Raw genomic sequence first — 25,624 nt, forward strand, 5'->3', positions numbered from 1 at the left:
CGAGCACCTATTTCGACCACCCAAAAATACGCCAAATCCACAGCTGGCGCTACTTTAGAGTCTATGGGACAGCAGTGGCCAGAAATCTAAATCTCTACAAGCACTCCATCCTTACTGCAGAGATAGCAAAGGATATAGTGGTTTGCACCGACAAAGACTTCGGTATTACTCCTGCTCAGGCCTACCTGGCTGGAATGCTTCATGATGTCGGTAAGCTTTTTGTCCAAGACAGGATTCTCGATAAAAGACATCCTTTGACGGAAAAAGAATGGGAAGTCATGGAGAAACATCCTGCATGGGGCCATGAATATGTCAAGGGTACCGTTTTCGAGCACTATGGGGATGTGATTCTCCATCATCATAAACTCCCTGATGGCTCTGGATACCCGAAGGGGCTGGCATCTAAGGAATTGGATGAGCGTGTTCGTCTTATTTCCGCTGCTGACAAAATCGCGGCGTTTATCGAAGATCGGCCTTATCGAAGGCGCATTCCTCATACGGAACTCATATACCAAGAAGTGAGATTAGTAGCGGAATTGTTATTCGATGATGAGAAAGCTGAGACGATCATTGCCACTGTCATGGGAGCCATTGCCATGGACCGCTGGTCACCTCTCCACAAGGAGCAATTTTCTACAATTGCCTGGAGGGAACTGTGAAGATCACCGAACGGATATTGGTCGATTTATGCCGTAAGATGAATGCTGATAAGCTTAAGCGTTGGGATTCAGGGTTGAAAATCGAACGTCGCGGAGATGAGTACTTCGTAATACGACTTTTTCGAAAACCTCAAAATGGAAGACCAAGGTGTCTCGACCTTTATCGAGGATCTTCCCGTGAAATCAAGGCCTTTTGCGACGGTTTTGCCCATGCTGCTGAACTCGTAAATAGCGCCTCTGCCGAATGAAAAATTAATCGAAGATACAGATACCTGCAAACATCCCCCCTACATCTGAAGCCATCCATTTCCACGCAAGTTAATTAGCAATCAAGTGGTTACATCGAAGCAAGTCTTTGCGGTTATTTGCGGCAAAAAGCGGTTGACAATCGGTTTCTGCCAAAGTATTTTGAGTAAAATTTAAGCTGGGATTAGTGTATCCAGGCTGGCCCGCTTCTCCTCCGGTGAAACGTGGCAACAATTCTGCCATGAGGACCAAATTGATATGGCCGAGATAGAAGATCGCTGGTTATCAGTAGACGAGATAGGCAAGTACCTCGGTGTCAGCAGTGACACCGTTTACCGCTGGATCGACAAACATGTGATGCCCGCCCATCGCATGGGCCGTCTTTGGAAGTTCAAGAAAGACGAGGTCGACGAGTGGGTGAAGGCTGGCGGCGCGGCGGACAAGACGAGACAGGATCAAGCTGAATGAGCAGGAAGAACGGAAATAACAATTCAGTCGATCTGGATATCGGGACCCTCTCCGGGCATCTCTGGGAGGCGGCCAATATCCTGCGCGGTCCTGTCGACGCGGCCGACTTCAAGACTTACATCTTCCCGCTGTTGTTCTTCAAGCGGCTCTCCGATGTCTATGACGAGGAGTATGCCGCGGCCCTGGAAGAGTCCGACGGCGACGTGGAATTTGCACAGTTCCCCGAGAACCACCGGTTTCAGGTTCCGGAGGGCTGCCATTGGAAGGATGTCCGGGCCAAGAGCGCCAATATCGGCCATGCGCTCCAGAAGGCCATGCGCTGCATCGAGCAGGCCAACCCGGACACCCTGCACGGCATATTCGGTGACGCCCAATGGACCAACAAGGACCGCCTTTCTGACGCGCTGCTCAAGGACCTGATCGAACACTTCTCATCGCTCAACCTGGGTAATGAGCACTGTAAGGCGGACATCCTCGGCCAAGCCTACGAGTACCTGATCAAGAAATTTGCCGACCTGACCAACAAGAAGGCTGGTGAATTCTATACTCCGCGCTCCGTGGTCGCGCTGATGGTTCGCATCCTTGCACCCAAGGCCGGGGAAACTATCTATGACCCGGCCTGCGGGACAGGCGGCATGCTCCTCGAGGCGCTGCACCATGTCAAAGAGCATGGCGGTGACGAGAACCTCATGCTGGGCAAGCTATATGGCCAGGAAAAAAACCTGACCACCTCCTCCATCGCCCGGATGAACCTCTTCCTCCATGGTGCGGAAGATTTCCATGTCGAACGCGGCGACACCCTGCGCTTGCCCGCCTTTTATTCAGGCGACAGCCTCGCCACCTTTGACTGCGTCATCGCCAATCCTCCGTTTTCCCTGGAAAAATGGGGGGACGACGTCTGGATCAATGACCCCTACGGCCGCAATTTTGCCGGGTTGCCGCCAGCCAAATCCGGCGACTTCGCCTGGGTTCAGCACATGGTCAAGTCCATGGCCCGCAAGATCGGCCGCATGGCCGTGGTGCTTCCCCATGGCGTGCTGTTCCGCATGTCCAAGGAGGGCGAGATCCGGCGCAAGCTACTGGAGATGGACATCCTCGAAGCGGTGATCGGTCTCGGGCAGAACATTTTCTATGGCACCGGTCTCGCGCCCTGCGTGCTGGTCTTCCGCGACAGCAAGCCCAAGTCCCAGCGCCAGAAGGTGCTGTTCATCGACGCCTCGAAGGAGTTCAAGGCCGGTCGCGCCCAGAATGAGCTTCTCCCGGAACACGTGGACAACATCCATCGCTGGTACGAAGGCTACCAGGATGTCGAAGGGATCTGCCGGGTGGTCACGCTCGACGAGATCCGCGAGAACGATTTCAACCTGAACATCCCCCGCTACGTGGAGCCGGTGATCGAGGAGGAATCCATGACCATCGATCAGGCCATCGCCAACCTCAAGGAATCGCTGCAGGCGGCGTACGCGGCCGAGGATCGCCTGAAGGGGCTGCTGCTCCGGGAGGGACTGCTGTGAAGATCTACCAGTATAGATCACCCATCGGTCGCTTCCTCATCAAACCGCAAGCGAACAGTCGCTGGGGGCTTTGGTTCAAAGACGACCTGCTTGGCTCCTATCACTCTGCCATGGCTGCCGCCGATGACGTCTATATGCAGGCGACCGGCGATTACAACTGGGACTCCCTGGATGGCGTCGATATTCCAACGGACATTTCTGAATGGGAAGTGGTAGCGCGATGAAGAAGAACAAACACATTTCCCAATCGGAGCTGGAATCCTACCTCTGGGGCGCAGCCACCTTGCTGCGCGGTTACATTGACGCCGGGGACTACAAGCAGTTCATTTTCCCGCTGCTGTTCTACAAGCGCCTGTGCGATGTGTACGACGAGGAGCTGGCCGATGCGCTGGAGGAATCGGGCGGCGATCAGGAATACGCCGCGCTTCCCGAGCAGCACCGCTTCCAGATCCCGGAAGACGCCCACTGGAAGGCTACCCGCACCAAGGTCAAGAACGTGGGCAAGGCTATCCAGGACGCCCTGCGGGCCATTGAGACGGCCAATCCCGACACCCTGTATGGTGTATTCGGCGATGCCCAGTGGACCAACAAGGACCGCCTGCCGGACCACATGCTGCGCGAGCTGATCGAGCATTTCAGCTCGCAGACTCTTTCACTCTCCAACTGCCCGGAAGATGAACTGGGCGTGGGTTATGAGTTCCTGATCAAAAAATTCGCCGACGATTCCGGCCACACCGCTGCGGAGTTCTATACCAACCGCACCGTGGTTCATCTGATGACCGAGATGCTCGAACCCAAGCCGGGTGAGTCGATCTATGACCCCACCTGCGGTTCGGCAGGCATGCTGCTCTCCGCCGTCGCCCACCTGAAACGGCAGAACAAGGAATGGCGGAACCTGCGGCTGTTCGGCCAGGAGCGCAACCTGCTCACCTCGGCCATCGGCCGGATGAACCTGTTTTTGCACGGCATCGAGGACTTCCGCATCGTCCGGGGCGATACCCTGGCCAATCCCGCCTTTGTCGAAGGCGACCGACTCATGCAGTTCGACGTGGTCCTGGCCAATCCGCCGTACTCCATCAAGCAGTGGGACCGCGATGCCTGGGCCGCCGATCCGTGGGGCCGGAACATCTACGGTACTCCGCCCCAGGGCCGCGCCGACTATGCCTTCTGGCAGCACATCATCAAGAGCATGAAGGCCAAGACCGGCCGCTGCGCCATCCTGTTTCCGCATGGAGTCCTCTTCCGCAATGAAGAACTGGCCATGCGCGAGAAGCTGGTCGCCCACGACGTGGTGGAGTGCGTATTGGGCCTCGGCCCCAACCTCTTTTATAACTCACCGATGGAAGCCTGCGTCGTCATCTGCCGCATGAACAAGCCGAAGGAGCGCAGGAACAAGGTGCTCTTTATCAACGCGGTGAACGAGGTGACCCGCGAGCGGGCTCAGAGCTTCCTCACTGACGATCACATCCAGCGCATTGTCGCCTCCTACCAGGCCTTTGCCGACGAGGACGGCTTTGCCCGGGTGGTCAGCAATGACGAGATCCGTGAGAAAGCCAGCAACCTCAGCATCCCGCTCTACGTGCGGGCGGAAAACGGAAACGGCAATGGAAACGGCGCGGCCGAAGCGGTCAGCCTCAAACAGGCCATTGCGAACTGGCAGGAAAGCTCGATGGCTTTGCGAGAGTCGATGGACGGTCTCTTCGAGGTGCTTGAGGACACACGGGTGATGGGAGGTGCCGAATGAGCACGCGAAGCCTGAAGCCCGGCTGGAAGATGGTCAAGTTCGGCGACATCGCCCAGAACGTTGCTGTGCGGGTGGACCCCGCCGATGCCAAAACCGATGTCTATGTCGGGCTGGAACACCTCGATCCCAGCACGCTTCATCTTCGCCAGTGGGGGCATCCGTCTGATGTGACCGGGCAAAAGCTGGCTTTCAAAAGGGGCGATGTTATTTTCGGCCGCCGCCGTGCGTATCAACGCAAGCTCGCCGTGGCCGAGTTTGACGGCATCTGCTCGGCACATGCCATGGTTGTCCGCGCAAAACCTAAGATGGTTCTGCCGGATTTTCTGCCGTTCTTCCTGCAGTCCGACATGTTCATGGATCGGGCCATCGAAATATCGGTGGGCTCGCTCTCTCCGACGATCAACTGGAAGACGTTGAAAGTGCAGGAGTTCCCGCTGCCGCCCATTGATGAACAGAAGCGCATTGCCGAGATCCTGTGGGCAGCGGATGAAGCGCTGGAACAATTTTCTAACGCATCAGAGAAATTACAGCAGACACGAGAGACGTATCTTCGGGGTCTATCATCAAATGGTGCGGCTAAGAAATGGAAGGTAACAAAGCTTTCTAAATGCTTTGAAATTGTTTCTGGTCAAGTCGATCCCAAAGAAGAGCCTTATCGCTCAATGCCGTTGGTTGCTCCTAATCACATCGAGCAAAACACTGGACGTTTGATATGCATTGAAACGGCCAGGGAGCAAAACGCAATTAGCGGCAAATATTTGTTCCAATCGGGAGACGTTGTTTACAGCAAAATTCGTCCCAATCTTCGCAAAGCATTCATCGCCGAATTTGATGGCTTGTGCAGTGCCGATATGTACGCACTTCGTCCCTTGCCTGATCGGATAATGACTCGATTCCTTTTGTCGATTCTGCTTGGCGAACACTTTACCTCCTTCGCACTTACTCGCTGTGTAAGGACCGGCATTCCCAAGCTCAACAGGCAGGAATTGTCTGAATACGAGTTGCCGCTACCGACAATTGAGGATCAAAAACAAATTTCCTCACATCTCGAAGCGATTGATGCTGAAGAACAAAACTTGATCAGACATCGGGATGAAGTACTTGAGCTTAAGCGGCAGATTAGCCGGGAATATTTGGAGACAGCCCATGTTTAACGAAGAAAACACGGTCGAACAGATGGTTCTCGACACGCCCTGCACTGGCGTGACTTCGAACATGGTTACCTGAGAGCTATCCAGCCACGGCGGCGCATGCAAAAGAAACCAAGGAGGGTTACTCCATGGCATTTAAAATCCCCCAGAAATCTTCGGTATCCATCAAAGACCCTGAATCGTTATTCCGTGACCTGCGGGACCGTACCGTAGAAGGCCTCCTTGCGCAGCAGGCCGATATGCTCCGCAACTATTTGGACCATGTCGACAATCGTGATATCGCACTTGAGCTACCCACCGGCAGCGGCAAGACACTGGTTGGTCTCCTGATCGCAGAGTGGCGTAGAAGAACGAAACGGGAGCGATGTGTACTGCTTTGTCCTACCAAACAGCTTGTCCATCAGGTGGTTGAACAGGCCAAAGAAAAGTATGGAATCAACGCTCTTGATTTTTCGGGATCTAAACACCAGTACCCGGAGGCTGATAAGACCGCTTTTAACAATTGCGAATCAATAGGTGTTGCCACCTATAGCGCTCTGTTTAACACAAATCCGTTTTTCAGCGACGTTCATACACTCATTTTTGACGATGCCCACGCCGCTGAGAATTATGTGTCGAGTTTCTGGTCATTGGAGATCCGGCGCTATCAGGACGAAACTACCTTCGATGCAATCTGGCAGATCATCGCACCTTACACCACAGAAAATGACCAACTCCGTTACGATCAGGGCAACGACGGATCGCTTGATACATCATTCGTCAACAAAATTCCGACGCCTTATCTACTCAAGTGCAGGACAGCGCTGACGGTTGCAATTGATAATACCTCTAGAGATGCTGAAAGCCCAGAGGAATACGGTTATCGATGGCGCATGATCAGAGATCACCTTCACGCCTGCCATCTCTATTACACCAGCAATTCAATACTCATTCGTCCTCTTATTGCTCCAACCAAGAGCTTCGCACCCTTTCAGAATGCGCGGCAGCGCATCTACATGTCCGCAACTCTCGGTGAAGGTGGGGACCTGGAAAGAATTTTCGGCCGTAAAAAAATCGAACGAATACCTGCTCCAGAGGGCTGGGATAAGCAGGGAATCGGCCGCCGATTTTTCGTGTTCCCAATGCGGATGTGGGATGAAGCAACGTCATTAAGTCTCGCGATTTCCTGGGTTACTAAATTTGACAGAGCTCTCGTCCTCACTCCAAGCAACCGCGATGCCGACAAAGTCAAAGAAGTCATCAAAGAACTCCCGGCAACGCAGAGCCATACACTCTTTGACGCTGAACAATTGGAGGCATCGAAAAAATCATTTACCAAGGCCGGTTCCGCCATTGCTGTTCTGGCGAACAGGTATGACGGAATCGATCTGATCGGAGACGAATGCAGATACTTGATAATCTATGGTCTTCCGGAATCTACAAATCTTCAGGAGCGTTTCATCATCAGCCGATTTGGCGCATCTGTACTTTTCCAGGTGCGCATCCGCACCAGGATTACTCAGGCAGTAGGAAGATGCACTCGCTCATCAACCGACTATGCTCTCGTAGTTATTATCGGCGATAAGGTGCATCAATATTTCCATATGCCGGAAAAAAGAGAAACACTGCATCCGGAGCTTCAGGCCGAAGTCAATTTTGGTGTCGAGCAGTCAAAAGTCGATAATCCCTCTGCATTAGGGGATAACATCGACATATTCATTGCCCACGGACCAGAGTGGAAAACGGCCGATAATCATATATTGGAAACAAGAGATGAACTCACTCAATTGCCCATACCTTCCGCAAGTCCGCTCGGAGAGTCGGTTGTTCATGAAGTAAAATTCCACGATGCCCTTTGGTCCGGCGATTTTGACACTGCACTCTCGTCAGCAAAAGATGTGCTTGCCAAACTTGCAGGTGGGCACGATCTGAAGGGATATTCTGCTCTTTGGAATTACCTTGCTGGCTCTGCTGCATATCAGGCAAACAAAATGCCGGCAGCTCAAGAACATTTTTCGGCAGCATTTTCATGCGCAAGTACGTTGCCTTGGCTTAAGCAGCTTCAAAACCTGATCTCCACTCAGACTCAGGAAGCACCTATCGATATTATTTACGGGGAACGTATCGAACGTATAGAAGGAGTCCTCGAACGGTTTGGAAAATCCGGCAGCGCAAAAATTGAAAAGTATTTTCAGACTATAAGGGAAGGGCTTTCAAGTCCGGAATCGAAACCGTTCGAAGAAGCTCAAGTTAAGCTTGGTCACCTGCTGGGTTTTGAATCGGGTAACACTGAGCGTTCTGGTGATCCGGATCCTTGGTGGATCTTTGGGCGACAGGGCGTTGTATTTGAGGACTACACTGCAACTGGCGATAAACCCATTGTTTCCAAAGAAAAAACACTACAGGCCAAAGCTCATCCGGATACCCTCGCAGCCGAACACCCAGGTGTAAATTTCTCGGTCGTACTTTGTTCGAGTTCAGACAAATTACATTTCGCTGCTGAACCTCATACGGGAAGTGTATTTTACATCAGCGTTGAAGAATTCAAAAAGTTTTCAGAAGAGTGCATGACAACAATGCGTGCGCTCTGGGACTCTTACCAGTCCCCCGGAATCATTGAATGGCGAGAATTTGCTGCACGCAAGTTGGTTGAAGCAAGACTGGGTAGTGATGACATTCTGGCAAGATTGACGAGCAAAAATCTTTCCTCGTTGGCAGGAGGCGGACAGAAATGACCTTCTTCAACGAGGAAAATACGGTTGAACAACTCGTGCTGGACACTCTGACTGACAGAGACAACCAGTGGTGCATTGCCGAGCCGCAAGCTGATTATCTTGATTCACACCTCACCCTTCTCATTTCAAACCTCAAATGGCGCTTCGTGGCCGCCGAGGAGTTGCCGCGCCAGCACTCCGACGTGTTGGTGGAGTCGATGATGCGCGACGCCCTCATCCGCCTGAACCCGGAAATCAAGGCCCAACCCGACCGCGCCGACGAGGTGCTCTACCGCCTGCGGACCATTCCGCTGTCGGTGCAGAGCGAAGGCTTGGTGCGGGCCAATGAGCTGTTTGCCGAATGGCTGCGGGGCGAAAAATCCATGCCCTTCGGCGAGCGCGGCGAACACACACCGGTGCGGTTGATCGACTTCGAGAACCTGAGCAACAACGATTACGTGGTCACCAACCAGTGGGTCTATCCGGTCAAGGAAGGTGGCCGCCGCTTCGACATCGTCATGCTGGTCAACGGTATCCCGCTGGTGGTCGGCGAGGCCAAGACGCCAGTGCGCCCGGCGGTGACCTGGGTGGACGGGGCCAGCGACATCCACAACGGCTACGAACAGAGCGTACCGCAGATGTTCGTGCCCAACGTCCTCTCCTTTGCCACCGAGGGCAAGTGCTATCGCTACGGCTCGGTGCGCATGCCCATCGATATCTGGGGGCCGTGGCACGAGGGAAACAACAAGGCCGAGGGGACGCTGGCGGACGTGCAGCGCTCCATCCGCTCCATGCTGCGCCCCCATGTAGTGCTGGACATCCTGCAGAATTTCACCCTGTTCGCTACCGATAAGAAGCACCGGCGCATCAAGATCATCTGCCGCTATCAGCAGTACGAAGGCGCTAACCTGATGGTGGCCCGCGTGGTCAAGGGCTATCCCAAGAAGGGCCTGATCTGGCATTTCCAGGGCTCGGGCAAGTCGCTGCTGATGGTGTTCGCGGCGCAGAAGCTGCGGATGCACCGCAAGCTCGGCAACCCCACGGTGATGATCGTGGTGGACCGCATCGATCTGGACACCCAGATCACCGCCACCTTCAACGCCGCCGATATCCCGAACATGATCGGAGCGGCCACCCGACAGGAGTTGCAGAGCCTGCTGGCGGCCGATACCCGCAAGATCATCATCACCACCATTCACAAGTTCGGCGAGGCGGACGGCCGCCTGAACGAGCGCTCGAACATCATCGTGATGGTGGACGAGGCGCACCGCACCCAGGAAGGCGATCTGGGGCGCAAGATGCGCGACGCGCTGCCCAATGCCTTTCTCTTTGGTCTGACCGGCACGCCGATCAACAAGCGGGACCACAACACCTTCTGGGCCTTCGGCGCGGACGAGGATGAGCAGGGCTACATGAGCCGCTACTCGTTCCAGGACTCGATCCGGGACAAGGCCACGCTGCCGCTGCATTTCGAGGCGGTAGACGTGAAGCTGCATATCAACAAGGACGCCATCGACGAAGCCTACTCTCAGATGACCGATGAGCTGAGCGAGCTGGATCGTGACGACCTGGCCAAGCGGGCCGCCAAGATGGCGGTGCTGATCAAGGCCCCGGCGCGGGTGAACGCCATCTGCCAGCACATCGTCAAGCACTTCCAGGAGAAGGTAGAGCCGAACGGCTTCAAGGCCCAGGTGGTGACCTTCGACCGGGAGTGCTGTGTGCTCTACAAGAAGGCCATGGACGAGTTGGTCGGCCCGGAGGCCAGCGCCATCGTCATGCACACCCAGGGCGGAAAGTCTGACGAGTACGCGGAATGGAAATTGGCCAAGGATGAGGAGGAAAAGCTCCTCGACCGTTTCCGCGATCCGAACGACCCGCTCAAGTTCCTGATCGTCACCTCCAAGCTGCTGACCGGCTTCGATGCCCCCATTCTGCAGGTAATGTACCTCGACAAGCCGATGAAGGATCACAACCTGTTGCAGGCCATCTGCCGCACCAACCGTGTCTACCCCGGCAAGACCCACGGTCTGATCGTGGATTACCTGGGTATCTTCGATGACGTGGCCACGGCCCTCGATTTCGATGAAAAGGCGGTGCAGAAGGTCATCACCAATCTGGATGACCTCAAGAAAGAGCTGCCCGGCGTGGTCGCAAGATGCCTGGCGTTCTTCCCTGGCGTGGACCGCACTGTCGGCGGCTACGAGGGGTTGATCGCGGCGCAGGACTGCCTGCCGGATAACGAGACCCGGGACAAGTTCGCGGCGGAATACTCGGTGCTCGCCCGTCTGTGGGAGGCGCTGTCTCCCGATCCCTGTCTCGGCCCTTATGAAAAGGACTACAAGTGGCTGACCCAGGTGTATGAGTCGGTGAAGCCGCCGAGCGGCAACGGCAAGCTGCTTTGGCACGCCCTGGGGGCCAAGACCATCGAGCTGGTCCATGAGAACGTGCATCTGGAAACGGTGCGCGACGATCTGGACACTCTGGTAATGGACGCCGAGGTCCTCGAAGGGCTGCTCGATGCCAAGGACCCGGACAAGAAATCCAAGGAAATCGAGATCAAGCTCATCGCCCGCCTGCGCAAGCACAAGGACAATCCGAAGTTTGTCGCCCTGGGCGAACGCCTCGAAAAACTCAAGGAGCGGCACGAACAGGGCCTGCTCCACAGCCTCGACTTCCTCAAGGAACTGCTGACCCTGGCCAAGGAGGTTGTCCAGGCCGAGAAACAGGTGGACCCGGTCGATGAACAGGCCAAGGCCAAAGCTGCCCTGACCGAGCTGTTCGCCGAGGTGAAGAACGGCAAGACGCCGATGGTGGTCGAGCGGATCGTGACCGACATCGACGAGATCGTGCGCCTGGTCCGATTCCCCGGCTGGCAAAACACCAAAGCCGGAGAGCGCGAGGTCCAGAAGGCCCTGCGCAAAGTGATTTACGTGAAGTACCAGGTCAAGGACCAGGATCTGTTCGACAAGGCGTTCGGATATATCCGGCAGTACTACTGAGAAGGGATGGTAATGGGGCTCTATGGCTAAAACAAGTCAGGCAAAGCAGATCATTGAAAATCGCAGAGGCGACACCTTTGGCGGTTGGCCTGCCCGTACCCTGCTGGAGGCGGGCGACATTCCCATTGCCCAAATCGCCGAGCTTGCCCTGCGTGAAGGTCAGAGCTCGAATCCTTTGTACCGGGTCCACCGCTGGTTTGCTCGCCGGGTGGGCTCTCAGTTCCGTTCGATCCTCACCGCGCTGACCCTTCCCCCTGACAAGGCCGACACCTTTTGGGATACCTATCTCGGCAAGACCTCCGTGCATGGCGCTGTCGTTCTCGACCCCTTCATCGGCGGCGGGACAAGTTTGGTGGAGTCCATGCGCTGCAACGCCCGGGTGATTGGTTTTGATATCGACCCGGTCGCGACCTTTATTACCCGATTTGAGTTGGCCGCCTCCCGGATGGAGGATCACTACCCGGAAATCGAACAGATTTGCAATGAGGTCGCACAACTCATTACGCCGTTGCATCGCACTATGGTGGATGGTGTCGAACGGGATGTTCTTCATCATTTCTGGGTCCAGGTGAAGCAGTGCTCGAATTGCCAGAGCGATGTAGAGCTTCATCCCCATTTTCAACTGGCCTACTCCAAAGAGAAGTGTCTGCAGTGGGTATTCTGCAAGGACTGTCATGCGGTCCATGAATTGCGGATTGAACGCAAGGTGCTGCACTGCTCTTGCGGCAAGCGCACCACTATCAGCGCGGGCACGCACGGTAACGGGATCATGACCTGCCCGACCTGCAAGCACACACAGAAGATCGCAGCGGATGACCTTGACGGTGCCGAACGCCCCACTTTGAGGCTCTTTGCCCAGGAGTATCTGGTCGGAACCGGCAAGAACTGCACAAGGCATTTCAAGCGCGTCGAAGAGGCGGACCAGGCGTTGTATGACCGAGCCACCCGAAAGCTGCGGATGATCGGGAATGGCTTGCTTGTGCCGACAAGAAGCATTCCCCGTGAGGGCCGTTCGGATGGACGACCTCTGATCCACGGGATTCGGCATTATGCAGACTTTTTCAACGACCGGCAGAAGCTCCACCTGCACCTTCTCGGTTCGGCCATCGGCCGAGTGGAAAGCGATGAGGCGCGGCGCTGCCTTGAGCTGGCCTTCAGTGAACATCTCACAACGAACTGCATGTACACAGCCTATGCGTTTGGCTATCGCCGAACGAGCCCGATGTTCTCCATTCACTCATACCGGCACATCACTCGTCCGGTTGAGCTGAACCCTTGGCAGGATGGCGTCGGACGGGGGACGTTCATCAACACGGTCCGGAAAATATCGAAGGCGATTGCGTTTGCCAAAGCGCCCCAGGAGCTGCATCCGGAAGGCACCAGAGTCGCTTATGAAGATGATTTCGAGCGCGAACAAGCCTGCCTTGGTTCTGTCGATGATGTATTGAGCGGCAGCGCCACGGCGGCGATTGAAACCCAGTCTTCCGAGGAACTCCATTTACTACCGGACGGCTCAGTGGATCTCGTGCTGACCGATCCGCCGTATTTCGACAATCTGAGCTACTCGGAACTCTCGGACTTCTATTTGGCCTGGCATCAGGCTTTGAGAATTGCACCGCACCCGTATGACGACAACGTCACTTCGGCTCCGATACTGCAGAACCTGGCCATCACGCGACGGTCCGATGAAGCCATCAAGGGATACCAGGAACGGCTTCAGCAGATTTTCATGGAATGCAACCGCGTACTCAAGCCGGACGGGATCTGCGTGTTCACCTACCACCATAAACTCGCATCGGCGTGGGATGCTCTCGGCACGGCTCTGCTTCATTCGGGACTCTCGGTAACCAAGGTTCTGCCCATGCGTGGCGAAGGCCAAGGAGGTCTTCACACTTACGATGGGACCATCAAGTGGGACGCGGTGTTGGTCTGTCGCAAGAAGAGCGGTGTCATCAAGGGGGGGGGGGCGGTTATCCGCGAAACAGCCTTCAAAGACGCCATATTGGAGGCGGACTCTCATTTTGAGGTCTTGTCCACCTATAAACGGATCGTCTTCAAAATACCTGATTTCACTAATTTGGCTCGGGCGTTGGTCGTCAGTAGAAGTTTCTTAGGCGAGGCAGATGCCAGCATACGACCGATGTCGGATGCACTGAAGAACATACCAACCCCGGGAGAGATGTGATGGCAAAACTCGATAAAGGAACGCTTGCCCTAACATTCAAATTCGATTGCGACCGGTTTCTCCGGTTTCGTCTGGCCAGTGATGCAGAAAAGGACACGCTTGGCGTCTCGGACGAGACCTACAAACGCCCTGGTATTGAACTTATCAAAGCGGCCGGGCGGCGTTGGGAGGCCGACAAATATCAGGATCTGATCGACACCTCAGATGATGGAAAAGTTGTGTTTCTTCTCGAGGACAAGGTCGATGATCTTCTGGGACGAAAGCCCTTCAAAAAGATTCAGAACCTTTTTGACATCCTCCGGCAACAGGATCCACCCCAGGCTATTATCGAGGCGGAGTTCACGGTTCCCACAAACGTTACTCCCGGCCTTCAAAAGGCATACGACGATTTCGGCCTCGAACAGGTAAGAGTGCGCCCGGACATCCTTTGGATTCGTCCAGGTGGTACTGGTGCGCCGCTGATCGGCAATGGGACTGTGCCTGAATACGAAATCCATATTATCGACGTGAAAATGGCTGCGGAGCCATCACTACGGCACTTCACAGAGGTGACCTACTACGCTCTGGCATTGGCCACTGCCATCCAGCAAGAAGGGCTGAGCGGCAGATATGCCGTTTCGGCGGAAGGCACCATCTGGCCCGGAAGCCACGACATCAACGCGTTCAGGAACCTGGTCCAGCTTTATCAGGCCAAGGGAGCCGCAGATCCCGTTTCCGAGGCCCTCAGCGAGACGCTGATTCGGGTTCCGTATGAGGTCTATGAAGTCCACGTGAAACAGTTTTTCGAGGACCGTCTTCTCCGGGTTCTGCAGACCGATATGGAGGATGCCAGTTGGCATGTCGGTCCCAAGTGCCAGCTTTGCGACTACGTTCGCTATTGCCGAGACAAGGCATCCGAATGCGATCATCTTTCCCGGCTGGCCTGGCTCAATCAGGGGCAGGCGGAACTGCTTCGTTCAAATGGCATCACCACTACGGCGGAACTGACCGACGCTGTGACTACCGCCGATGATCGGTGGCAATCTGTTATCGACTCCAGCCACCAGTTGCGGGCGGATGGGCCAGCACTGGCAACTCGCGCCCGATCCCTGACCGTGGGAGCACCCTTGCCGGTCGAGGGCCGGCGCAGTGCGATGATCCCAGCCTGGACTGATCAGAGCATCTTTATCACGATCCATTTCGACCCGGGCTCCGGTATCTCGTTTGCCTTGGGCGCGGCGCGGCTCTATTTCCCACATGGCCGCAACCCGGGCGATCCTCCGGTGACGGACGAAAAGATTTTCATCGTCGACCGTGTCGATGCGATGAACCCGGAAACGGAACGCGAGAGGCTGAAGGAATTTGCGGCTGTGGTTTCTGAGTGGTTAGAGGAGGTATCGACCGTCAACACGAGTCTACCCGCCCGTGACCGTCTCTCTTCCCATATCTTCTTCTGGGACATGCTGGAGGTACGTCAGCTCAAGCGCATGTTCGAGCGTCATATGCAGAACCCTGACGTGATCGAACTGATCGAGGTGCTTACCCGATTCTTCCCGCCGGACAGCCTATTGCCCGATCCGGATGCTTTCAAGTCTCAGCCTGGGACAATCGTCAAGGAAGTCCTTCGAATGCTCGTTGGGCTGCCGGTTGCCCACGATTACTCCCTTTTTGACGCAGCGAACAGTTTCTTCCCAAATGTGCGGGAGGATGGCACGCCGTATAAGTTCGATCTGCCTTTTGGATTCGCCACCCCAATGAGCGATCAGATACCTTTCGAGCGAGCTTATGAGCTTTGGCAGGACAAAATATTCGTCCGCCATTTCAACAAACTCCACCCTACGGACCCAGCCCAGTGGAGACGCTACACCCGAGACGAACTCTACGATGGCATCAAGCGGGCCACAAAGGTTCACCTGCAAGCTTTGCAGCACATCGTCCGGAGACTGCGTGAGAACTACAAAGACCGGTTGGTACTGAAAAAGAGCGGCTTCTCTGCTGCAAGATCCTCTCAGGCAAGCGTGCCAGAGGCGGCAAGAAGCCTGATCGCTTTTGAGAAGCTCAATGTCGCGTGCCAGGAAATGGAGAACCGGAACACTCGCTCACTACCTGTCGATGAACGAGAGGCGAGGTTTTTCTCGATTCGCGGTCTGACTTTGAAGCCTCAGTCAGAGGCCGATCCGATCATCGATGAGATCAAGTTCGCGAACCCACAGTATCAACACGACACACTCCATGTATTTGATTTTTCCCCGACCAGCAGGGACTCTCGGATCAAGGAAGGCGAATTTACCGTCGCTTTATCCAACGAGTGTGAACATGTGGATCTCGACGAACCATGGCGTCATCGACTCGGTCTGGGCTTCCAGGATGCCGAAGCACTTCTTGGCGAATACGGCCTTACCGAGCGGTGGATGCCTAACAAGTCGATAGGGGCATTGCTTCAGGTAGAGGTCATTCGGCTGGAGGCTATGCAGGACAATCCCTATGTAGTCCTTAAGCCGGGACATCAGGGGCTCTTTCAGTTTGCCGTCGCCCAAGGACTCGTGGCGCTCGACTCGCCGCTTGTCCTTGATCCAATGTATCGGGATTTCTCAAGCGACAGGATAGAAAAGGCATTGAGAGCAGTTGGCGGGATGGCAGCACCGATCAAACGTGCCAGGAAGCGGAGGTAAGGCAATGGCTAAGAAACCGACAAAAATGACTGAACCAGCCCATAGCCTGATGTACACCCCCGGCTCGCTGGCGACGGGAAAAACATTCGCTGACACCAACCAGTTGTACGCGAAGGTAAAACCGTATCTGAAGGATGCATTCAACGAAAAGCAGGAATCCCTTTTCCACGATGCATTCGGCCAAAGGATTTCTTTGCTTTGGGGACCGCCGGGAACCGGAAAGACCACGGTCTTGGCCGGGACCATTCTTGGGTGGATTGAGCATTACGCCGAGGCAGGAATTCCGCTGCGTGTGGGTATCGGGTCCAGCAATTACAATGCTATCGATAACGTCCTCAATGAAACCCTGGAGTTGATGAGCAGGCGGACGGCCACCGTTGGCGCGTTTGCATGCCCAATCCGTGTGACAAGAGTGAGAAGCGACTCCTCCGCGCCCCCCTTGAGTGATCAGATCGAAGACATGCCAAGAACTTCCACAAGAGCTCAGAGCTTTGTGAATACCATGAAAAGTGACGAGCTCGGAATCATCATCGTTGGTGGAACCTGGCAACAGCTTGGACGTCTGGCCGAAAAAGACCATCAGGATAGCGAGCCGACCGCCGAATGGTTTGATCTGCTTGTGATAGACGAGGCATCACAGGTGCAAGTTGCTGCGGCTGCGGCTTACTTTCTGCTATTGAAGTCCGATGGGCATGTTGTCCTTGCCGGTGACGACCGGCAGCTTGGCCCGATATACGGCTTCCAAATGAAGGACAGCGTGCAAGGGCTGTTCGACTGCATTTTCTCTTACATGAAGGAGACGCACGGCATCACCCCGGTGCAACTTAAACACAACTACCGGACCAACGTGGAAATTTCCGCATGGCCCTGCAAGCGGTTTTATAAGGACGAATACGAGGCGTTCTTTCCCGAGAGAAAATTGAATCTCACAATCAACATCGACACCAAGCCTGCCGACTGGCCCGAGCAGTTGCCATGGTCCGACCAGTTCCTGCGCATTCTTGATCCTGCCTGCCCTGTGGTGGTGATCAGCTACTCGGCCAACACCTATACGTTGTCGAATCCTTTCGAGGCGCTGATCGTTTCCGCTTTGACCCTTTTGTTCAAGAAACTGGTCGATAGCCAGCAGGCCGGAGTGAGCCCCCAAGAGTTTTGGACTCAGAAAATCGGTATCGTGACACCCCACCGAGCCCAGATGGCATCCATCAGGAATCTCCTCGTGGACGCGGCAGGGATGACGATGGACCCCCCTCCATTTGTTGACACTGTAGACCGGTTCCAGGGCCAGGAGCGTGACCTGATCCTTTCCAGTTATGTGGTGGCTGACCGGGATTTTGCCGCTTCCGAAGACGCATTCATCCTGAGCCCGAGACGATTCAATGTGACTCTCACCCGGGCGAGAAGCAAGTTTGTGATGCTTATCAGCGACGCGCTTCTCCAGTATCTGCCCTCCGATCCCGACGTGGCCCGGGACGCTGCTCACCTGCAGCTTTTTGCCGAGCAGTATTGCAGCTCGATACGCGACACCATCGATTTGCCGTTCTTTGAGCGTGGCTCTCTTTCGAGTATGAGATGCAAATTGAGGGGGCGATACGAGAATGGGGCTTGATGCAGCAAACACCGATCCATTTGCAGCAGTGCGGAGGGGGGACTGACCTATGCCTTCCGTCCTTGCATGGATTGACCATGACTCGAAAGCGAGGGAGCGCACACTTCGCATCCTTTCCCTTTTCCAGGAAAAGGAAAGTCGTGACGAGCTCGGACTCGGCTCCGTGCGGGACAGCTTTGCCGACCAGTTATTCCCCGGCACAAGCACGATCCAGACACGCCTCCGCTACATGCTTTTCGTGCCATGGATTTACCATTCCCTGGAAGAGAAAAGACTACCAGCGGAGAGCTTTGCGATCCAGGCTGACAAGCTAGAAAGAGATCTGGTTCAGCCTTTGATGGATTCCGATGATCAGGCCGGTGTATTTGGAAAAACCGCAGGAAAAAGGCTCAAACGGTTGCCCAGCTCCGTCTACTGGGCCGGTCTCGGTGTCTGGGGAATACGCCTTACGTCATTCTCACAGGACGAATATCACAGGCGCATCGACGAAACTTACCGTCGCAGGAATGCCCTGAAAGCTCTTGAGAAAGACGCAAAGTCGCGAGGAGATGACATCGACGTTGAGCAGCGAATGGCCACACTCAGTTGGCATCCGCGATTGCCAGCGCCTCCACAAGATTTTCCGTCAAAGGTGGACTTTGCTTTGTCCCGGGAAGAAGCCGAGTTTATCCGGGATCGCATCCAAGTCGCTTGCCCCAACAGCCTTCTCTCTTTCTTGGCGTTGCACTGCGAGCCTGCCGACATCCACGCCCCATGGGAACATCCGGATTACGGCAGCTTTTCCGAGCAGCACAAAGAACTCCTGACCCATGCACGGCTTTTCTCTGAAGTAATGCACGGGGCGGCGCTCTCGTATAACGTCCAGCTCGCCAGGCTTCGAAACCATGAAGAGCTTGTCTCCGAGCATCAGGCAAGTTTCGACGAATGGGCGGCAAACCTCCCCATAGAGGAGATTCACGCCTGGTCGGTGAGCCGCCTCTGGGAGTTGACCATGGATCATGGCCACACCATCACTCCACAAACGAGATCCTTTATTCAAAGGTGGATCGACCACAGCCAGAAGTCCCCTAACGACCTCCTTTCTAACGTCGAGGCGCTCAACCTGATCAAAAGCAGAGAAATGAAACTCAAAGGCACGCGTTCCCGGTTCAGAAATCAGAGGGCGCTTGAGCAGTGGGGTGGGTACTCCGGCGTTGGGAAACTCGTATATCGGTGGCCGAATGTGAAGGTGCTTTTGAACGACTTGCACCAGGGCATGAACCGGGAGGAGAAATGCTGAACCCAAACTCCCGGTGTCTTTATACCTCTGCATTGACCCCTCCGCCGGGAATGATTTTCGACGAGGCGATAGCGACCACCTTTTCGATGGACCCAGCCTTACTGCTTGAGGCTCCTGTCTATCTGGCGTTATTGGCGGCGGATGGTCAGACCGATCCTGACCCGTTGTCTGTGCTTGAAGCCATCCGCAGGTACTCGAAACGAATTACCGTCTATGTACAACGAGGACGTATTCAAGTTCCCCAGACTGCCAAGCCGAACCCCTTGTTTGGTTTTCTGGAGGAAATGGTAATAGAGGTTACAGCCCCTGGCGGAGGCGTCTTTCATCCAAAAGTCTGGGCAATCCGTTTTGTCAGCACTGACAAAAGCAGCTCGATGTATCGCTTGGTGGTGCTGACGAGAAATATGACCACCGATCAATCCTGGGACCTGTCGCTTCAGTTGGAAGGCACGATTGCACGACGAAAGTACAATTCAAATAGGCCGTTGACGCATTTCTTCAAGTTGCTTCCTGATCTGGCTACTGGACAAACAGACGCGGGCCGAGTCGAGCAATCGCTCAGGTTCGCAGAGGACCTGCACCGAGTTCAATGGGAACTCCCGGATGGCTTTGACGAGCTGACCTTCCATCTCCCGGGAACGAAAGGGTTTGACTGGAACCCCCCCACAGCGAATCGGATGGCCGTCATCTCGCCTTTTTGCTCTGACGAAGTCCTGCGAGCTTTGGTGAAGCAAACCAAGGTCGCTGATGCACTGATTTCACGGCCGGAGTCATTATCAGCCCTGAAGAAGGACACTCTTCAGCTCTTCTCCAAATGCCTCAATTTGGATGCAGCAGCGGAAACCGAGGATGGCGAGGAAGACGATGTCGCTGAGCAACCGTTTGCAACAGGCCTTCACGCGAAGGTCTATCTGTTTGAGACTCGATACTATTCCGACTACACCCATGTGGTAATGGGGTCCGCGAATGCGACCAACGCCGCACTGAATGCCTCGAAGAATATCGAGATTCTTGTCGGGCTGGTTGGCAGGAAGAACAAAGTGGGCGGCATCGACGAGCTGCTTGGCGCTGACGGCTTGGGAGAATATCTTGTCGATTTCGACACGATGAGGGAAGCAGAGATTGATGCAGTCCGGCAGGAGGCTGAGGAATTTGTTGAGCGGGCTCGTTCCCGGATATCTGAAGTAGCCCTGTCCATCGAGTGCAGCCCCGGATCGAAGGATGGTCTGTGGGCATTGGTGCTGACCGGAGAAATCCCATCCCTTGAGGGGATCGTCAGTGCTTTTGCATGGCCGATAACCGTCACGCGAGATTTCGCGGTTGACATCCTTGACAGCGATGCTCATGGCGGTATTAGGCTTGGAGAGTTTTCCGCCTCTTCTGTGACGGGCCTTATAGCGTTTGAGCTTAAGACCAACCATCCGGATGTTACGGCCAGATTTGTACTGAATCTTCCCGTTACAGGCGTTCCGGAGGAACGCAATGCCGCCATCCTGCAAACCGTGATCAGCAATAAGGATGGATTCATTCGTTACCTCTTGCTCTTGCTGGGTGATGATTCGGCATCCGGACTTGATCCCGGCAATGGCTCCGGGTTCGCCAAATGGTTGGCCCGGCTTACCGATGGTGAGGATGTCCCGCTACTGGAAGAGCTGACCCGCGCGTACAGCCGACACTCGGAGAGGCTGTCGGAGATCTCGGGGTTGGTTCGTGATCTGTCCCAGGGAAGCCAGAACGCCATTATTCCCGAGGATTTTTTAAACCTCTGGACGGTTTTTGAATCTGCTATCGGGGGGCGTGATGCATAGCAACCGCTTTTCATCAGCGCTCGCTTTGGCAGGTCTGAAAGACTTCCAGAGGAAGACCGTGGAGTACGTCTTCAAGCGACTCTATGGCGATGACTTGACTTCCCGTTTTCTGGTCGCCGATGAAGTTGGACTCGGGAAAACGCTCGTTGCGCGGGGAATCATCGCCAAGACCCTGGAGCACCTGCAAGACCAAGTAGATCGGGTCGATGTTATCTACATCTGCTCCAATGCCGCCATCGCGACCCAGAACGTCAATCGGCTCAACGTCAGCGACACTGATGGTTTTTCAATCGCCACGCGACTGACTTACCTGCCAAGACAAGTACGGTCGCTGCGAAAGAACAAGGTGAATTTCATCAGTCTGACGCCCGGCACCGCCTTCGACCATGCCCGCAGTCGAGGGGGGCATGCCGACGAACGAGCAATCCTCTATCGGATGTTGTATGACTTGCCCCTGGCGCAAAATGAACGACGTAGGCGGTTGCGCGTAGGCCTGCTCAACCTCTTGCAGGCGACAGCAGGCAAGGATAACTGGCGAGCAAAGGCCAATAACCTCCCTGCGGAGGATCTGGATGCAGACCTTTCCAAGGCTTTCCGCCGGGCAATTCTTGAAGATGCCGAACTGTACGCGGCCTTGAAGGAAGGCTGTGAACGCTTTGCCCGTTACCGTGACTACAGCAGAATCCCCTGGGAGGATTCCGAGCTTCGCTACGACCTGATCGGAAAGCTCAGAAGCAAGCTGGCTTCAGTGTGCCTTTCCGCGCTTGAGCCCGACCTGGTCATCCTTGATGAGTTCCAACGATTCAAGCACCTGCTGGACGGCGATGACGAAGCCTCCATGCTGGCGACTGCACTCTTTGAACATCCCGACGTTCGTGTTCTCCTGCTTTCCGCAACGCCCTACAAGATGTTCACCCTCGACCAGGAAAATGACGAGGACGACCACTATCCAGATTTCATCAAGACGCTGAATTTCCTGTTCAATGACTCCAGCAAAGTCGATGAGGTCAAGAGTCTCTTGTCAGAACATCGAACGACGCTTCACGCCTGTGCGAAGGGCTCGGCATGTCATTCAGGGAAAAAGACCGAACTTGAACAGGCTCTCCTTAAAGTAATGTGTCGAACGGAGCGGGTCGCGACAACCCGTGATCACAACTCGATGCTGACCGAGATTGAACGACCGGCACCCCTTACGCATGCAGACCTTCAGCACGCCGCTACGGTTGACGCGGTGGCCATCTGCGTCAAAGCCGGGGAGCCAATCGAATACTGGAAGTCTGCACCTTATCTGATCAACTTCCTGAAACATTATGATCTGAGGCATAAGCTTGATGCCCAGTTGAATGCTCCCTCAGATGCTCTTCGAGGTACTCTCTCAGCGGCAAATGGACAGTTGCTGACGAAGGACAAATTGGAAGGCTATCAGGCTCTCGACCCTGCCAATCCGAGGATGCGCGTACTTTTCGAGGACACGATTGATAAAGGCATGTGGCAGCTTTTGTGGATGCCGCCGTCCATGCCGTATATCGAGCCTGGTGGCGCGTACCGGGACAAGGATGGCTTGACCAAGGCCCTTGTGTTTTCCTCATGGAGCGCCGTTCCAGACGCGGTTGCGTCAATCTGCTCCTACGAAGCCGAAAGGAAGATGATTGCCGGGACCTCGGTTTCCCACAGCGAACTCTATGACAAGATCAAGCCGTTGCTACGGTTTGCGGTGGCCTCAAACGATAATCGCCTAACTGGCATGCCGGTCATTGCCTGGTTACTGCCATCGCCAACCCTTGCCAGCAAGATAGATCCGCTTGAGATTGCGCTTCGTCGTGGACGCGGAACACTGAGCGTCCAAGAGCTGAAGGAAGAGGTCAAGGCTGTTTGCCGCAGTTTGATCGAAACCCTGCCTGATGCCGGGGAAGGAACGCGGGCCGATGAGCGATGGTATTGGGCAGCTCCCATTCTTCTCGATTCCCATAACGGTCTGTTGGACTGGTGTAAAAGCTATTCGGGATGGAGGTCCGCTACGCCTGACCATGAATCAGGCACTCGCTTCAAAGATCACATCGACCTATTGGTTAGCATGGCAGAGGGCAGCATTCCTCTCGGCCCACAGCCGGATGATCTAGTAGATGTGCTTTGCGATCTTGCTCTGGCCGGTCCTGGCGTGTGTGCCTTGCGAGCGCTTCGGCGTATCGGTGCTGGATTCGACGCATCCGATTCGAACCTGCTGTCAGCCGCAGCTAGAGTCGCATCCGGCTTCCGATCTCTCTTCAATATGCCGGAAACGATTGCCATGTTGCGGGGCTCCGGCGAGGATACCTATTGGAGGTTGACGCTTCAGTACAGTATCGACGGCAATCTCCAGGCTGTTCTCGACGAATATGTGCATGTCCTTCGAGAATCTCTTGGGCTCCAAGAGCATTCTCCGGAGGAACAAGTGGCAGGAGTAGCCGAGTGCATTCAATCAGTGTTGTCACTACGGACCGCTCAGATTCGAATCGACGAAATAAAGATGTCAGGCGACGGCTTTGCGGTTGATGATTTCAACACTCGCTGCCGTTTCGCGCTCCGGTTTGGGGATATTCGAGACGACAACAACCAGGCTCTCGTTCGCGCCGATTCGGTACGGGACGCGTTCAACTCGCCGTTTCGTCCCTTCGTTCTGGCTTCGACCTCAATAGGCCAGGAAGGATTGGATTTCCACACATGGTGCCATGCGGTGGTGCATTGGAACCTGCCTTCTAATCCCGTTGATCTTGAACAACGAGAAGGCCGGGTTCATCGCTATAAAGGTCATGCGGTCAGAAAAAATATTGCTGAACGATATGGATTGACTGCTCTCTCTGAGACTCACGTGGGCGGTGACCCGTGGCAGACCCTGTTTAATATCGCTTCTCAAGGCAAAAACAATGGACAGTCCGACCTTATCCCATATTGGATATTTGAAGACGGTTCTGCTCGGGTGGAGCGCCGCATTCCGCTGCTCCCGTACAGCAAGGAGGTCGGGAAGCTCAAACGGCTGAAACAGGGTTTAGCTCTCTATCGGATGGTTTTCGGTCAACCCCGCCAGGAAGACCTGCTGTTCAGCCTCAGCCAGAATGGCAACCATGAGTCAGCTGATTTGGCTGAGTGGCTGATTTCGCTTCAGCCCCCGGAAACTGATTTGAATGATAAACCGGAAAACATGAGTTCTCGAGGGGAGATCTTGTTTACCCAGGAGGGGCCATGAATCAACAGGCGCTGCCGTCACCAAGAGAGCATCATTTCTACGTAGCGATTGCCAAGTTCCTTTTCCATCATCCGCAGTATGGCATTGTATCAGTGCAGGACCCGATCAAGATCAAGGATGCAGAGCGATACGGGCTCAGCCCGCTTATACTCTATGGATTGACCGTTGCGGGGTTGCCCCTTCGGTGGATGACCTTTACCCCAGTCGATCCGCCAAGGGCCGTCCGGGATGTTCTTCTGGAAGCGTGGAGTAACGCCGAGGGTTTGCGTGGCCGACCGGACATCCTGCGGATCAACCGCCACTTGGCCCTGGCCAGCCCGGGACTGATTTTGGATATGGCAAAGATCGAAGTCCAGGTTGAGGTCGCCGATGCCAGGGAGAAATCCCTTCCGGCTTCCCTGCGCTCAGCACAGGACTCCAGCAAGTGGCTGATGGGGAAGCACGACAGAAAAGACCGGTCTCTTACCGGGTCCATCCAGGCCCTTTGCCAAGACGCTCAATATGATCACGATTTTCATGTCAGGGGTGGGCACAGAGGCGTGAACAGCCGCGAGGTGGAAGAAAGAATCCAGCAATGGCTTGCCTTACCGTCACAAAGGCCGGAGCCAACATTGACCGGAGGACTGGACTGGGAACCCGGCTCATGGCTTTCATCCTGGGAATCTTCTCTGCCGCCCGATCAGCCCCGTTATTTCAGCCTCGACGGGTTTAATGGCAGGACCTGGCTGCTGACAGGTGAGAAGGCACCGGAGGATATCGCTGAGGATGATGATTTCTGGGCCGACAGTGACCATGACAACGCAGCCGAAATCGCCAAGAACCTCGTGGCGTGCTGGCCCAATCCGCCTGCAGAGATTGCCAAGTGTGCAGGGGCCACCCTGCGGGAACTTCAGTGGTTCACCTCAGGAAAAGCCCCCCTTGACCGGCATGCGCGCTTTGACCTGGAAGACTTGCTCGGCATCGAATACGACGAAAGCATGGGTGGTTACGTAGGGGCCGGGCCTTATGTCCTGATGGCCAACAAACCCTTGGCCCTCAAAGAAGTCTATGAATCCATTTCCAAAGGCGGAGATGCATGCCCCTGTGAGATTGTCCCTCGCCTAGGAGCCGCAGACCCAAGCTGGCGATACGTGTTGATCAACACGTATGGCGAGCCCCCGAGTATTGTGATGGCACCTCGCGGAGCAAAAATCACGGAGCGCCTTCCGGAATTGCTTATGAATTATGACGGCATCAGGCCTGTCGCTCCGGAGTTCTACCGGGATGTCGTTTCTACCTGCGCCCGGGCCTGCCGCGAACCTGGGGCCAACATTCGCGAGATGAAAGACTTTGTGAAGCGTTACGAAGAGCACTGGGTAGGTTGCGCCTGGCAGCCGGAGTAATGCTAGGCCCAAT

The 25,624-nt window shown here is 55.1% G+C and carries 16 protein-coding genes; all 16 read left to right on the top strand.

What is annotated here, in order from left to right:
• The coding region (locus JFN93_RS16745; protein WP_199385276.1) for an HD-GYP domain-containing protein at positions 1 to 659 on the top strand (659 nt) is incomplete at its 5' end.
• Positions 656 to 907, top strand: coding sequence for a hypothetical protein (locus tag JFN93_RS16750; RefSeq protein WP_199385277.1), 252 nt, complete (start codon positions 656 to 658; stop codon positions 905 to 907). The genes JFN93_RS16745 and JFN93_RS16750, both read left to right, overlap by 4 nt.
• Before the next feature lie 256 nt (positions 908 to 1,163).
• Positions 1,164 to 1,373, top strand: coding sequence for a helix-turn-helix domain-containing protein (locus JFN93_RS16755; RefSeq protein WP_199385278.1), 210 nt, complete (start codon positions 1,164 to 1,166; stop codon positions 1,371 to 1,373).
• The gene (locus tag JFN93_RS16760) at positions 1,370 to 2,887 is read left to right on the top strand and encodes a type I restriction-modification system subunit M (protein WP_199385279.1); all 1,518 of its coding nucleotides are present in this window, start codon (positions 1,370 to 1,372) and stop codon (positions 2,885 to 2,887) included. Before JFN93_RS16755 ends, JFN93_RS16760 begins: the two co-directional genes overlap by 4 nt.
• Positions 2,884 to 3,111: a hypothetical protein gene (locus JFN93_RS16765; protein ID WP_199385280.1), complete on the top strand. Its 228-nt coding sequence runs from the start codon at positions 2,884 to 2,886 to the stop codon at positions 3,109 to 3,111. The genes JFN93_RS16760 and JFN93_RS16765 overlap by 4 nt, the downstream gene beginning before the upstream one ends.
• Positions 3,108 to 4,631, top strand: a complete 1,524-nt coding sequence (locus tag JFN93_RS16770) for a type I restriction-modification system subunit M (RefSeq protein ID WP_236021780.1) — start codon at positions 3,108 to 3,110, stop codon at positions 4,629 to 4,631. The genes JFN93_RS16765 and JFN93_RS16770 overlap by 4 nt, the downstream gene beginning before the upstream one ends.
• Entirely contained in the window at positions 4,628 to 5,785 is a 1,158-nt protein-coding gene (locus JFN93_RS16775; protein ID WP_199385281.1) for a restriction endonuclease subunit S, read from the top strand. The genes JFN93_RS16770 and JFN93_RS16775 overlap by 4 nt, the downstream gene beginning before the upstream one ends.
• A gap of 125 nt (positions 5,786 to 5,910) precedes the next feature.
• The gene (locus tag JFN93_RS16780) at positions 5,911 to 8,496 is read left to right on the top strand and encodes a DEAD/DEAH box helicase (RefSeq protein WP_199385282.1); all 2,586 of its coding nucleotides are present in this window, start codon (positions 5,911 to 5,913) and stop codon (positions 8,494 to 8,496) included.
• The gene (locus JFN93_RS16785; protein ID WP_199385283.1) at positions 8,493 to 11,474 is read left to right on the top strand and encodes a type I restriction endonuclease subunit R; all 2,982 of its coding nucleotides are present in this window, start codon (positions 8,493 to 8,495) and stop codon (positions 11,472 to 11,474) included. The genes JFN93_RS16780 and JFN93_RS16785 overlap by 4 nt, the downstream gene beginning before the upstream one ends.
• A gap of 22 nt (positions 11,475 to 11,496) precedes the next feature.
• Positions 11,497 to 13,659 carry a hypothetical protein gene (locus tag JFN93_RS16790; protein WP_199385284.1) on the top strand — a complete coding sequence of 721 codons (2,163 nt, stop codon included), beginning with the start codon at positions 11,497 to 11,499 and terminating at the stop codon, positions 13,657 to 13,659.
• The gene (locus tag JFN93_RS16795) at positions 13,659 to 16,310 is read left to right on the top strand and encodes a hypothetical protein (protein ID WP_199385285.1); all 2,652 of its coding nucleotides are present in this window, start codon (positions 13,659 to 13,661) and stop codon (positions 16,308 to 16,310) included. The genes JFN93_RS16790 and JFN93_RS16795 overlap by 1 nt, the downstream gene beginning before the upstream one ends.
• 4 nt (positions 16,311 to 16,314) lie before the next feature.
• Positions 16,315 to 17,919: an AAA domain-containing protein gene (locus tag JFN93_RS16800; protein ID WP_199385286.1), complete on the top strand. Its 1,605-nt coding sequence runs from the start codon at positions 16,315 to 16,317 to the stop codon at positions 17,917 to 17,919.
• Positions 17,920 to 17,968: 49 nt separating this feature from the next.
• Positions 17,969 to 19,198, top strand: coding sequence for a DUF6361 family protein (locus tag JFN93_RS16805; protein WP_199385287.1), 1,230 nt, complete (start codon positions 17,969 to 17,971; stop codon positions 19,196 to 19,198).
• Complete coding sequence (locus JFN93_RS16810) at positions 19,192 to 21,006, top strand: phospholipase D family protein (RefSeq protein ID WP_199385288.1); 1,815 nt, start codon at positions 19,192 to 19,194, stop codon at positions 21,004 to 21,006. The genes JFN93_RS16805 and JFN93_RS16810 overlap by 7 nt, the downstream gene beginning before the upstream one ends.
• Positions 20,999 to 24,229 (top strand): DEAD/DEAH box helicase, encoded by a 3,231-nt coding sequence (locus JFN93_RS16815; protein WP_199385289.1) that lies wholly within the window; start codon positions 20,999 to 21,001, stop codon positions 24,227 to 24,229. Before JFN93_RS16810 ends, JFN93_RS16815 begins: the two co-directional genes overlap by 8 nt.
• Positions 24,226 to 25,611 (top strand): hypothetical protein, encoded by a 1,386-nt coding sequence (locus JFN93_RS16820; protein ID WP_199385290.1) that lies wholly within the window; start codon positions 24,226 to 24,228, stop codon positions 25,609 to 25,611. The genes JFN93_RS16815 and JFN93_RS16820 overlap by 4 nt, the downstream gene beginning before the upstream one ends.
• Positions 25,612 to 25,624: the final 13 nt, after the last annotated feature.

It is taken from the genome of Geomesophilobacter sediminis (assembly GCF_016458275.1).
GTDB classification, from domain to species: domain Bacteria; phylum Desulfobacterota; class Desulfuromonadia; order Geobacterales; family Geobacteraceae; genus Geomesophilobacter; species Geomesophilobacter sediminis.